Origin of the sequence: Alishewanella sp. SMS8 (assembly GCF_030737935.1) — a bacterium.
GTDB lineage: Bacteria > Pseudomonadota > Gammaproteobacteria > Enterobacterales > Alteromonadaceae > Alishewanella > Alishewanella maricola.
Genome location: NZ_JAPJEA010000001.1, coordinates 324,824 through 337,857, shown reverse-complemented (window position 1 = coordinate 337,857; position 13,034 = coordinate 324,824). Strand labels below are relative to the sequence as shown.

8 protein-coding genes are annotated in these 13,034 nt (G+C 44.9%); all 8 read left to right on the top strand.

What is annotated here, in order from left to right; all coding sequences use genetic code 11:
• The first annotated feature begins 105 nt into the window (after positions 1-105).
• The 8 genes from ORJ01_RS01530 (at position 106) to ORJ01_RS01495 (ending at position 13,021) form a co-directional block, all read left to right on the top strand.
• Entirely contained in the window at positions 106-849 is a 744-nt protein-coding gene (locus ORJ01_RS01530; RefSeq protein WP_226750879.1) for a FadR/GntR family transcriptional regulator, read from the top strand.
• An 880-nt stretch (positions 850-1,729) separates the two neighbouring features.
• Positions 1,730-3,652 carry a methyl-accepting chemotaxis protein gene (locus ORJ01_RS01525; RefSeq protein WP_306176728.1) on the top strand — a complete coding sequence of 641 codons (1,923 nt, stop codon included), beginning with the start codon at positions 1,730-1,732 and terminating at the stop codon, positions 3,650-3,652.
• Between the two features lie 196 nt (positions 3,653-3,848).
• Complete coding sequence (locus tag ORJ01_RS01520; protein WP_306176727.1) at positions 3,849-5,381, top strand: bifunctional GNAT family N-acetyltransferase/carbon-nitrogen hydrolase family protein; 1,533 nt, start codon at positions 3,849-3,851, stop codon at positions 5,379-5,381.
• 192 nt (positions 5,382-5,573) lie between these two features.
• The gene (locus ORJ01_RS01515; protein ID WP_306176726.1) at positions 5,574-7,883 is read left to right on the top strand and encodes a TonB-dependent siderophore receptor; all 2,310 of its coding nucleotides are present in this window, start codon (positions 5,574-5,576) and stop codon (positions 7,881-7,883) included.
• 30 nt (positions 7,884-7,913) lie between these two features.
• A complete protein-coding gene (locus ORJ01_RS01510; protein WP_306176725.1) occupies positions 7,914-8,591 on the top strand; it encodes a Fe2+-dependent dioxygenase in 678 nt (225 codons plus the stop codon).
• Positions 8,592-8,738: 147 nt separating this feature from the next.
• Positions 8,739-9,290, top strand: a complete 552-nt coding sequence (locus ORJ01_RS01505) for a carboxymuconolactone decarboxylase family protein (protein WP_306176724.1) — start codon at positions 8,739-8,741, stop codon at positions 9,288-9,290.
• A gap of 94 nt (positions 9,291-9,384) precedes the next feature.
• Positions 9,385-10,140, top strand: a complete 756-nt coding sequence (locus ORJ01_RS01500; protein WP_371930705.1) for a haloacid dehalogenase type II — start codon at positions 9,385-9,387, stop codon at positions 10,138-10,140.
• Between the two features lie 538 nt (positions 10,141-10,678).
• A complete protein-coding gene (locus tag ORJ01_RS01495) occupies positions 10,679-13,021 on the top strand; it encodes a TonB-dependent siderophore receptor (protein ID WP_306177510.1) in 2,343 nt (780 codons plus the stop codon).
• Positions 13,022-13,034 lie beyond the last annotated feature (13 nt).

Sequence of the window (13,034 nt, the reverse complement as noted above, 5' to 3'; positions counted from 1 at the left end):
AATAGTAAAACCGCGATTTTGTTTTTGCTTAGGGCTTTTGAAGTCGCTAATATGCACGTTAATTAGTGCACAGAATATTGGTTAGAAAAATATGAGAGAGCCTTTATGAAAAGCAGACGAATGTTTTGGGGCATCGTAGATAAAATTGAAGCGTTAATTGATAGCGGTGAATTTGCGCCGGGTAGTCGTTTACCTGCTGAACGCGAACTGGCAGAAAAATTTAATGTCAGTCGGCCGACTATTCGCGAAGCGATCATTGCTTTAGAAGTGCGAGAGAAGGTTGAAGTGAAAACCGGCTCGGGGGTTTATGTACTTGAAGGTGCGGTTAAAAATAATAAAGAAGCGGTAGTGAATGCTTTTGAATTAACCCAAGCTCGGGCACTGGTTGAAGGCGAGGTGGCGGCATTAGCGGCGGTGAGCATTACTGATGAAGAGCTGGCCCGTTTACATGATACGCTTGTTATGATGAAAGAACGTGGTGAAACAGAAGAGGCCGATCGCTTATTTCACAGTATTATTGCTGGCGCGACTCGAAATGGCGCGATGATTTTATTGGTCAATAAGTTATGGTCTTTGCGTGAATCTACCGCCGCCATCATTGATGATTATGCTAGCGTTTGTAGTAAGGATAGCCATTTAACGTTGCAGGAGCACACGGCCATTTATAATGCGCTTAAAGCGAAAGATCCGTCAAAAGCACGGGTGGCCATGCATAATCACTTCAACCGTTTGATCAATACCTTGTTTGATGCCACGGAAGCCAGTGCCTTAGAAGAAGTACGCCGTAAGAACAACGAGAAACGCGGTTTATATTCCATTTCGAATTTGGTTAAACATAAAGTGGTTTAGCTCTTATTGCTTTGCACCACGGTGTGTTTCGGCTGCTACACACGGCTTAACGAAAAATAGCTGTCGCCAATATCAAAAAACCTATTAAGAAAATGCAGCGATCATCGCTGCATTTTTATTTCTGCAAAATAGAAGAGGCGCTTGATAAGAAGGGACTCTTGCTGTGTGTAGGGTAAAGCGTTCTTAAAACGTTGAGCCTTTAGAGCATTGTTTATTTATGTTTATTATGTCAGCTTGACAGGGTGTCGCCCGTTGAGGTTTCAGGTTTATGTCTGTTGTAGCTAACCGCTTTTCAAACTTTTAGGCTTGTGTAGCTAAAGCAGGTTATTGGCAAACTTAAAAAAGGACTAAACAGCAAGGCATCATAGGGTGAGATATAGGGTAGCCGCTAGTTGCCCCCTATTAACCAATTCATTTTAATTGGCATGACACTTTTAGTGGTTCGGTAACGGTTTTATCTATAAAAAGCGAAGCGATGATCCAACTTATCGATGTGATGTTATAAGATGAAGGTGTTGCTGAAGGCTAGGCAGGCTTTTGGTTACATCAGTTAGTTAAGCGAGTTTTTTTATCGTTATACTCTGGTTTCGTCTTGGTATTTCTGCCTTTTGCTGCGTTTGTTTTGTCGTTAGATGTATTTTGGTTCAATCATCTGCTAAACCTTACTAGGCATTTGTTTTTTCAAATACAATCGTCAATACTAATTAAGTTACCTTGCGGCTATAAGCTTGAGTATTGCTTAATAAAAGCATTAGGCTTTAAGTACCTCTAGCGATATCGCAAATCCATAAAATCAGGTAATGTGCTACACAACCTAAGACAACGCTATGCGTTGTTATCCGCAGTACCCACGTCTTGATTGCTTTTGAGGCTATAAAATATGTCTATTCAACGAAAGTTTGTATTATCGGTGAGCGTATTAATCGTCTGTTTAATGCTGATCGCGGTCGGATTAACCTATGTTCGTACTAACTCAGCTGTAAATAAGCAAGTGACACAAAGCGCGCAGCAGCTCAATTCTAGTGTGGTTAAACTTCTTTCTGTAACCGATAAGCTGATGCAAGACCGCGTCGCTAGCACCATGAAGTTGTTATTGCAACGGATTGAACAGGCGGGGCCAGTTGCTTTAAGTCAACCGGTACAAGTAAAAGATGTTATGGTGCCTGATCTACTGATTAACGATGTACCACAAGCTAATAATTTTAAACTCGTTGATGAGCTAACCGATATCGCCGGTGGTACGGCTACACTTTTCAGCCGAGATGGTGATAATTTTGTGCGGGTGGCTACCAATGTGTTGGTGAATGGACAGCGAGCCATTGGTACACAGTTAAATCCTACCGGCACTGTGATTCAATTAATAAAACAAGGTAAGGCTTTTTTTGGGCAAGTTGATATTTTAGGCACGCCTTACCTCACTGGCTATACCCCGTTATTCAACTCGGCACAGCAAGTCGTAGGCATTGCCTATGTCGGTTACAAAGCCGACTTAACTGAACTTGAAGCGAGTATTAAAGACAGTAAATTGTTATCTCAAGGCTTTGTGGCCGTGGTTGATGACAAAAACCGTGTGCGGATGCATTCAGATAACCAAACCACTGCTGCAATTGAGAGTGTCTTAGCCGGTTCAGACAGCGATTGGACCGTTATTAGTAATGATTACCCTGCATGGAAATATCGAGTCATTGTGGCAATTAATCATGATGACGTCGCTGCGCTGGTAAGAGCAGAGGCCATTAAAATGGGTTTTGCTGTGATTTTTATTGGTTTGCTGATTATCGTGTTGATAGCAGTGTTAGTGAATCGCTTTATTGCAGCACCATTAACACAAACTATTAGTCGATTAACACAAATTACTCAAGGCGGCGGCGATTTAACACAGCGCCTATCTATTACCACAAAAGATGAAATTGGCACTATGGCGCAAGAGTTTAATCAGTTACTGGAGCATGTTCGCCAGACGATTGCTAAGTTTGCCCATACCAGTGAAGCATTACAGCACTCTGCTAAGGATCTCAGCAGTTTGGCAGATCGCGCAACATCAGCGAGTACTTCACAAAGACAACAAACCGATCATGCAGCGGCATCAATCCACGAAATGGCAGTAACCGCACAAACGGTGGCGCAAAGTACGGTGGATGCAGAGCATGTGGCGGGTTCCGTATTTGAGTTAACTGATAAAGCTAACCTACAAACACAACAATTACTGAAAAGTATCGAGCAGCAACAGGAAAAAGCCTCGGCGTCTTCAAAAGTGGTGAAAGAGTTAAACTCGGCAAGTGAAGATATTGCTACTGTATTGAATGTGATTAAATCGATTGCTGAACAAACCAATTTACTGGCGCTGAATGCCGCTATTGAAGCGGCTAGAGCGGGTGAGCAAGGTAGAGGTTTTGCGGTGGTCGCCTCAGAAGTACGAAACTTAGCCGGCAAAACGCAATCTTCAACTGATGAAATTCAAACCATGATTGTGCGTTTGCAAGGTAATGTGAATGATGTGTCGAGTTTTTCAGCCGCGCAGCAACAGATGTCTGAAAATAACACCCAGTCGGCGCAGCTAGCCGTTGATGCATTACAACAGGTGTTAGAAGCCTCAAAACATATTAATGCGATCAATGCCGATATTGCCAGCGCCGCTGAACAGCAAAGTGTCGTCGCTGAGGACGTCAGTCGAAATGTTGAGACAATTAAGCAAGGCGCTGAACAAAATTCAGCCTATGCTCAAGAAACGCAAAATGCGGCTAACGCATTGCAACAAGCCGCCAACGAAGCTAAGCAATTGCTGGCGCGTTATCAAGTGTAAATTCAGCTGGGCAATAGATACCTATGCCAAGGTATCTATTGCCCAGTCCCCTGCAAATTTGGGTTGATAATAAACCTTCCTGCCATTTTGAGCCCATATAATCAGTTAAACACGGTCTGAGTGATGCGATAGTAGTCGGTTATTTGTGATAGTGTTAAGCTAAGTTAAAGATAGTGCATTGAAAGCAGGAGACTTCATGGAAGCTAGCCATATAGAAATTCGCCATTTAACCAAAGAAGACATGACTGAGCTACGCCATGCTTCTGAGCAGGTATATAAATCAGGCCCATTGCTCAGTTGGAGTGAAGAGGTCATTGATACCTTGTTAGCCAAGTTTCCCGAGGGGCAAATTTGTGCCTGTGTGGACGGTAAAGTTGTTGGCTGTGCCTTTTCTCTAATTATTGATTACAGCAAATTCAGCGACGAACACACTTACGAGCAAATAGTTACTGGTTTTTCGTTTAATAATCATGACCCACACGGTGATATTTTATACGGTATCGAAGTATTTATTCACCCAGATTACCGTGGTTTACGTTTAGCTCGTCGTTTATATGATGTTCGCAAAGAGCTTTGCGAAAACCTTAATCTGCGCGCCATAATGGCGGGCGGTCGTATGCCTAACTTTAATGAACATGCAGATAAACTGAGCGCCAAACAATATATTGAAAAGGTAAAAAGCAAACAGATCTATGATCCGGTACTAAGTTTTCAGTTAGCTAATGGCTTTCATGTACGCAAATTACTCAAAGGGTATCTGCGTGGTGATACCGAGTCGCAAGAATATGCCACCTTATTAGAATGGGCCAATATTTATTACACCAAATCGGTGAAGCTAATCAATGCTCCTAAAGCCGAAGTACGTTTAGGTTTAGTGCAGTGGCAAATGCGCAATATGAAAGATATCAATCAGCTTTTTGAGCAGATGGAATTTTTTGTCGATGCCGTATCAGATTATAAAAGCGATTTTATTTTATTCCCTGAATTGTTCGCAGCACCGCTGATGGAGCATTACAACCATTTAAGTGTTACACAAAGTATTCGCGAGTTGTCAAAGTACACGGAAACGATCCGTGATAAATTTATTGAATTCGCCATTTCTTACAACATCAATATCATTACCGGCAGCATGCCTTATATGTATGATGGCAAACTGCACAACAGTGGCTTTTTATGCCGCCGTGATGGCAGTTGGGAGCAATATGACAAGGTGCATGTTACGCCAGCTGAAAAACGTAACTGGGCGATGCATGGCGGCAATAAAATCAAGGTGTTCGATACCGACTGTGGCAAAATTGGCATTATGATTTGTTACGATGTCGAGTTTCCTGAATACGCGCGCTTATTATCCGATCAAGGTATGAATATTCTATTTGTGCCATTTTTAACCGATACGCAAAATGGTTACACCCGTGTGCGGCACTGTGCCATGGCCCGAGCTATTGAAAACGAATGTTATGTGGCGATTGCCGGTGCAGTGGGTAATTTGGCCCGTGTTAATAACATGGATATTCAATATGCGCAGTCAGCCCTTTTCACGCCATCAGACTTTTCGTTTCCAACCACTGGTATCAAAGCTGAAGCAACACCTAATTCTGAGATGCTATTGATTGTTGATGTTAATTTGGATCTGTTAAAAGAGTTACATACCCACGGCAGTGTGCATACCATGAAAGATCGACGGCACGATGTGTATCAATTATCTTTGGTACAGCAGCCAGAAAAGTAAACTGCGTTAAGCTCATTATAAAAACCGCCACCTTTATCGTGGCGGTTTTTTTATGTCTAAAACCGCTTTTTTTGGATCCACTGTCCAAATAATACGCATGCAAATAAAAATAGTTATCATTTAGGTTTACAGGTTGGGCGAAACCTTTTATGCTTGCTGCCCTGATTGGTTTACCTCTTTAAGGGAATGATAATGACAAAATTAACCTCTAAACACCCATTGAACCATTTTGGTTCCAAAGCGCTTTTCACCACTTTAGCCCTAACACTCGGGCAAGTTTCTGCCGAAGAAATTGTGATTGAATGCGATAGTGCCGAACCCAATTGCCAAGAGCAGGCAATTGAATTAATTAAGATCCACGGCGTTCGTTTTTCGAAATATCAGGTAGAGCAATCAGGTGATTTACGTCGCACAGCACCGCTAGTCGATACACCTCAGACCATTACGGTGTTAACCAAAGATCAAATTGAAGAGTCGGGTAAGTCGGATCTCAAAGAAATTTTAGCGGCCCAAGCGGGCGTTACCTTGGGCACGGGCGAAAACGGTAATGCCTTTGGTGATCGTTATATTATTCGCGGGCATGAAGCGCGCTCAGATGTATTTGTCGACGGCTTACGCGATCCGGGCATGACCACCCGCGAAAGTTTTGCCACAGAACAAATTGAAATTACCAAGGGCCCTAGCTCGACTTTTGCCGGGCGCGGTTCATCGGGTGGGGCCGTAAATAGTATTAGTAAAAAAGCCTCTACCTCATATGATTTTGGTCGTGTCGATGCCAGTGTAGGCAGTGATGAACATCATCGTCTGGTGTTGGATTACAATACGCCGATCGCCAACGACTTTGCTACCCGTATCAATTTACTGAGCACGGCAGAGGATGCCCCAGGCCGAGACGGGATCAGCCGTAGCCGTGAAGGCGCTTTGCTATCGGGGGTGTATGATAATGCCCGTTCGGTAAAAACCTTTGCTGATCTGTATTATTTAAAAGCCGAAGATACACCGGATCTAGGCAGTTATTATCAACAAGATAGCCGCAAGCCATTAAATGATATTCCGGTATACGCGCAGCAAGAAGACTTTTTACATTCCGAAGTGGCCGCGGCGACCTTTCGGGTGGAATGGCAGTTAGCGGATAATCTGCGTTTTCATAATGCCACCCGCTATGGGGAAACCCGCAACGGTTATTTAGCGACCGGTGCCCGTGGCACTGAACGCGATGCCTCTGATTTGATGGCGCCGAATGCTAAGACCATAGTGCTAAGTACGCATCAAGGTTGGCAAGATGTTGAGTATTTTGCCAGCCAATTTAATTTATTTTGGGATACCCATACCGGCTCGGTTGCGCATCAATTCTTGGTGGGGCTGGAGATCAGTGACGAGCAAGTAAACAACGGTGTCTATGATATTAGTTACCAAAACAACACTAATTGCCGTGTTGCTGGGCGCTCGTCAGTTAGTAACAGTTATTGCTTACTCGATGGTACAGGTGATGTTTACGCCAATGCCGATAACATTATTGGTCGCAATATCGCAAAGGGCAGTTCAGATGCCTTGTTTAAAGCCAAAACGTTAGCCGCTTATGTTATGGATACCGCCACACTGAATGATAAATGGCAAGTGTTCGCGGGCCTAAGAGTTGATCAAATCGATTACAGTAATGATGTACTTTCCTCTGATCAGGCAGTGCAATATGCGTATAAAGACAGTTTTTACAATGGTCATTTGGGGCTGGTATACAGCTTGAGTGAGCATGGCAACTTGTATCTGAGTTACGCCACCGCGACCAACATTAATGGTGGTGAGTCTGATCTGGGCGCAAACTGCGGTTATGGCGGGCTTTGTGGTGATCCAGAACAAGCCGCATTAGCTGATCCGGAAACCGTGCAAAATATTGAATTAGGCACTAAATGGTCGCTGTTAGACGAACGCTTATTTTTAGCGGCAGCATGGTTTACCACAACGAAGTCTGATGTGATGGAAAGTGTGGGCGATGCTTATTCAACCTTAGGGACTTTAAACACCGGTAAAAACCGTATTCAGGGTGTTGAGTTTGCCATCAATGGTAATCTAACCGATAAGCTCAGTGTGCAAGCCAGCGCGGCGATTATGCAGTCAGAGGTAATAGATTCAATTGAACCTAGCAATATCGGCTTGGCGCTGAGTAACTTTGCTGATGAAAGTGTGTATGTGCAGTTACGTTATCAATTAACGCCTGATTTAGTGCTGGGCGGAGATTACAGCTATAAAAGCGAAATCTATGGCGGTCAACCCGATACGGCAGCCAGTTTTAATAGCACCATTAATGATTACAGCATAGTGGTACCGAGTTATGCCGTGCTGGGCTTATTTGCTAACTATAACATCAACGAGGCCACCACCTTGCGTATGAATATTGGTAACGTCACCAATAAAGAATATTGGACTGCGGCTTATCGTTCTGGTGCTTTTATGTACTTAGGTGATGCCCGTTCTGTTCGCGCAACCTTAACCTATGAATTTTAAACCACATTATTAACCTATAGGAGCGAAAACATGCACGTGTTAAAGCAATTACTGACTAAAACTGAAGTGGCAGAATTTCGTCAAGCGCTGCAACACGTGCCTTGGTTAGATGGTAAGGGCAGTGCAATGGGGATGGCGGTGGCGGTTAAACACAATGCGCAAGCAGACCGCGATCATCACCAGGTACAGCAACTGGCTAATCGTTTACTGGCGAAGTTTGGGCATAACCCCAGTTTAATGGCTGCAGCCTTACCACATCGTATTTATCCACCGTGTTTTAACAGTTATGCAGCAGGTGGGCATTATGGCTGGCATGTCGATGCCGCCATTATGCGTTTACCGGATCAACAGATATTGCGTTCAGATCTCTCCATCACGGTATTTTTATCAGAGCCAGAAGACTATCAAGGTGGCGAGTTAGTTATTCAAACCGATTTTGGTGAGCAAAGCGTTAAGCTCGCGGCCGGTGATGCGGTGCTGTATTCCTCGGCAACTTTGCATCAGGTGATGCCAGTGACTGCCGGGCAGCGTGTGGCGGCCATCAGTTGGTTACAAAGCATGATCCCCGGCACGGCTCTGCGCGAAACCTTGTATCAACTAGATCTAAGTATTCAGGCCTTAGCAGGTCACCAGGGGGTAGAGCGCGCTGAATTAGACCGCTTACATCATATTTATCATAACTTGATCCGTCAGCATGCACAGGTATAGCCGCTTTGTGAAAGCGGATGACTGACATATTTGAACAGTTGCTCATAAATAACTTGAACGACTGTTCATGATTGGTTATAGTGACCTCATCAGCACGGCAATTACTGTCGGCAGAGTCTTTTTCGCAATTAATTAAGGATCATGATGATGAATCACTTCACTTTGCACACCGTCGATACTGCGCCAGATGACAGCAAGTCTATGTTGCAAAACTCATTAAGCGCCTTTGGTTTTATTCCTAATTTACATGCGGTGATGGCAGAAGCGCCGGGGTTGTTAGACGGCTATCAAGTACTGCATAAGCTGTTTAGCGAATCGTCGTTTAATGCTGAAGAGTTAACCGTAGTATGGCAAACCATTAATGTTGAACATGAATGTGGTTATTGTGTGCCAGCGCATACGGGTATTGCGCATATGATGAAAGTAGATGCCGAATTAACCGAAGCGTTACGGAATCGTGCGCCTTTACCGACAGAAAAGCTGCAAGTACTACATGACACCACGCTTGCCATGACCCGCAGTCGCGGTAAACCCTCAGCAGAGCAGCTTGAGCGCTTTTTTGCAGCGGGCTACACCCAGCGTCAATTATTAGAAATTGTTTTAGGTTTAGCCCAGAAAGTGATGAGTAATTATACTAATCATTTAGCGGCAACACCGGTTGATGCGCCATTTCAAAAATTTAGCTGGTCTGCAAAATAAGCTTCGTTTGTTAGTTTAACGGTCGACAGCACAGTGACTTTATAAAGTCGCTTTGCTGTTTCAATTCGATGAAAAACTGAGGAATAAACGACTAATGCCTTATATCCAGCGTCGCCAATCGTTAGTGTTGGCTTTTGTGCTACTGTTTTTATTAGGAACCGGAATGATAAGTCATGCTGCTACTAAACCCAAAGTCATTGTTTTTGATGTTAATGAAACGCTGTTAGATCTTGAAACGATGCGCAGTTCTATTGGTCAAGCATTGAATGGCCGAGACGATTTAACCGCGTTATGGTTTTCAACCATGTTGCATCATTCTTTAGTGACCACTGTCACGGGTGATTACCAAGACTTTGGCAAGATTGGTGTGGCTGCGCTGCTGATGGTGGCGCAGAGCAACCAGATCCGTTTAAGCGAAGAACAAGCCCTGACGGCGATCAAGGGGCCTTTATTGTCACTACCGGCACACCCTGATGTAAAAACCGGTTTGGCTGCACTAAAGGCCAAAGGCTACACGCTGGTCAGTTTAACCAACTCATCGAATAATGGAGTTACCACGCAGTTTGCGAATGCGGGCTTAACTGACTATTTCGAGCAGCGTTTAAGTATTGAAGACATTAAAGTGTATAAACCCGATTTGCGCGCTTATGCGTGGGCGTTAGCTAAATTAGGCGTGAAGCCAGAAGAGGCATTAATGGTAGCGGCACATGGTTGGGATATTGCTGGTGCGAAAGCCGCTGGAATGCAAACCGCCTTTGTTGCCAGACCAGGTAAAACCCTGTATCCGCTAGCGCCTGCACCGGATTATGTGGTGAAAGACTTATCAGAGTTAGTGCAAAAGCTTAACTAAGCTTAAATCTAACACGCTAATCTGTTTAATGACGTCATACCTCAATATGACACCTCGCCTGAGCAATTGCCTATTGCTGCTCAGGCGTCTCAATGCTGACTGTCACTATCATTAAATCCACTTGTCCTTAAATTCGAACGTGCGCATTGCGATATGATGTGACGTTTTGGCCGCTACCGATATCGAAATGCAATGTTAGGCCAAACGTCGACGGCATATAACGGGCTTCTTTGTAGCAACCGGGCTGCTCTTTTTTTTGAGAACTGGGCTAACGATAAACTTTTGTAGTATAAACTGCAGACAATTAATTGCTGGTTTGATGAACCGTTGATAAAAGTATATTTAGCCGTAGCTGTAACTTTTTTCAACTAATCCAACAATAGATAGATATTACGCACCGAGTGGTGCGTTTTTTACATTATAGTTAACTCAGTAGGCTTATCGGCATTTAACGTTTCAGCACTGACATCTCATTTATTATTATAAAAAGAAGGTATTTATTTTGCGATTCCATTATCACCCCCTAGCGGCAGCCATTATGTTGACTTTGGCGGTAGCACCTTTACAGACCTTGGCACAAAGTATTTCCTCAACTGAACCCGCTGAGCAGGCTGAGCCGGTTGAAGTGATCAAAGTCACAGGTGTGCAGACTACGGAAGACACTATTTCGCCGAAGTTTGCCCGAGTCAGTGGCAGTTTTGGCGATGATAAGGCACTGGTGAATATTGCCCGTTCCGTTACGGTGATTACTGAAGAGATGATGCAGCAATATGCCATTACCTCATTGCAAGATATTCTAGCCTTAACCCCCAATAGCTATGCAGCATCTGGCTTTGGGGCACCGAGCTTACCCACGTTACGTGGTCAGTTAGGAGAGCTGTTTGAAAACGGCATCCGCCGCCAAGCGGGTAATAATGGTTTTGGTGTACCGTTATCTTTCAATGCTATCGAGCAACTTGATATTGTCAAAGGGCCACCACCGGTAATTCTGGGTAGTACGCAGCGTAATGGCGGCTATGTCAATCTCGTCAGTAAAAAAGCGTCAGTAGAGCAAGCCAGTCAGCAATTGACGGTCAGTACGGGTACTTGGCAGCAACATCGGGCTCAGTTAGACATCAATCAGCCACTGCTTGAAAATGAAGCCGGTGTGCGTTTGAGCTTAGAGCATATCGATGAAGACAGTTTTTATGATTTTAGCCATCATCGCAGCACCAGCGCCTATGCCAGTGGCCGTTGGCAGTTAGACGCCGATACGCGCTGGGATCTTAGCGCCGAATATTACAAAGCCAATTACACCGACATCGCCGGCATTAACCGGCCCACGCAAGCGCTGATCGATGCGGGTTTGTATATCACCGGCCAAGGTATTCAACCCAATGGCAGCAGTGTAGCGGGTGCTTTTGCGCTAGTGTCGCCAACAGGGCAGGTGGTTATACCGCGCAATCAAGTACTGACCGATCCAGACGATACCAACCAAGCACAAACCTTTTTACTGCACAGTGAGTACCGGCAGCAGCTGAGTGGCCAGTGGTTATTGCGAAATATCAGCTATTTTCAGCATTTAAGCCGCGAAGAAATTGCGGGTAACAGCTTTGTCGAAATTATTGATGGCGCGGATACGTTCGAAAACCGCACTGAATTGCAATATCAGTGGCAGGCGCAGCAGCAAACCACCTTTGGGCTAAATGTCCGTTATAACGATGTGCTGGGCTACAGCCAATTTACTACTGAAGCAGACTTACCCATTGATTTAACGGGGCCGTTGTCTAATCGACGCATTCCGTTAACCTCGGCCCAGCAAGCACGCTTAGTCGAGCTACGTCCTGGTATTTATGTGTCACCCGGTGCGCAATACGATGTGAATAACGATGGCGCAGGCGATTTCTCGTTGTCTGACACTACGGATTCAACCAGCTGGCAAACTGGTGTTTTTGTGCAACATGACAGCCAGTGGAGTGATAAATGGAGCAGCATTATTGGCCTGCGTGCCGATCAGTATGACGTGACGGCGCGTGATGCCTTACCGCCGGCTGGACAAATTGCGGCGCAAGACAGCCATTCGGACTTACTCGGCAGTGGTATGCTCAGTGTCAGTTTCAAATTGCAACCTGATATGGTGGTATATGTCAGCGCTAACTACAACGAAGCAACCTCTAACAGTATGGCTGGCGGCACAGTACTCGGCGCCAATAATCAAATCAACCCACTGAATTTCGCCACCGAAAACACCTTAGTCGAAACCGGCATTAAGTATGATCCGGCTAACAGCAGCTGGTACGCCGATGCCGCGGTGTTTCAACAGCGGCGAAGCTTACGAAATCGTGACGGCAGCAACAGCGGTATTCGGACTTCTGGCGTTGAAGCGCAGGTGTTTTACCGCGCCGAGCAGTATTGGTTTAATCTCGCCTATAGCTATTTAGATGCGCGTTATGATGATTCAGCAAGCTTTCAAGATAGCCAGCAAGTTGCCGATGCTTTTGATAATTCACGCCCCGATATTATTGTTGGTACTGGCATTGGCGCGCCCAACTTTGCCGGTTTTGCACCGTCATCTGCGCGAGTGCAGGGGATCCCCTCAACAATCTTATCTTTGAATGCCGGTTATCAATTAACGGAGCTGTGGCAAGTGGGCCTAGCCACGGTGTATACCAAAAGCTATCCGTTAGACTTCTTAGCCACGGTGCATATTCGCGATCAATATCATATTAACCTCAACAGCAGTTATCAGCTGAGCCCACAATTGTTAATGCGTTTGGATGTGCTTAATGTAACGCAGCAGCAAAATTGGCGGCCAGTATTTGAAGGCGGTTACTTTGGCTCAACCTTGGTGTTTCCTGAATTACCCCGTAATGTTAAAGCCTCGGTAACCTACCGTTTTTAATGCTGCGCTCTTA

What these genes read in the sequence shown, in the direction of transcription:
- ORJ01_RS01530 (WP_226750879.1), top strand. Translation starts at nt 106, where the DNA reads ATGAAAAGCAGACGAATGTTTTGGGGCATCGTAGATAAAATTGAAGCG.
- ORJ01_RS01525 (WP_306176728.1), top strand. Translation starts at nt 1,730, where the DNA reads ATGTCTATTCAACGAAAGTTTGTATTATCGGTGAGCGTATTAATCGTC.
- ORJ01_RS01520 (WP_306176727.1), top strand. Translation starts at nt 3,849, where the DNA reads ATGGAAGCTAGCCATATAGAAATTCGCCATTTAACCAAAGAAGACATG.
- ORJ01_RS01515 (WP_306176726.1), top strand. Translation starts at nt 5,574, where the DNA reads ATGACAAAATTAACCTCTAAACACCCATTGAACCATTTTGGTTCCAAA.
- ORJ01_RS01510 (WP_306176725.1), top strand. Translation starts at nt 7,914, where the DNA reads ATGCACGTGTTAAAGCAATTACTGACTAAAACTGAAGTGGCAGAATTT.
- ORJ01_RS01505 (WP_306176724.1), top strand. Translation starts at nt 8,739, where the DNA reads ATGAATCACTTCACTTTGCACACCGTCGATACTGCGCCAGATGACAGC.
- ORJ01_RS01500 (WP_371930705.1), top strand. Translation starts at nt 9,385, where the DNA reads ATGCCTTATATCCAGCGTCGCCAATCGTTAGTGTTGGCTTTTGTGCTA.
- ORJ01_RS01495 (WP_306177510.1), top strand. Translation starts at nt 10,679, where the DNA reads ATGTTGACTTTGGCGGTAGCACCTTTACAGACCTTGGCACAAAGTATT.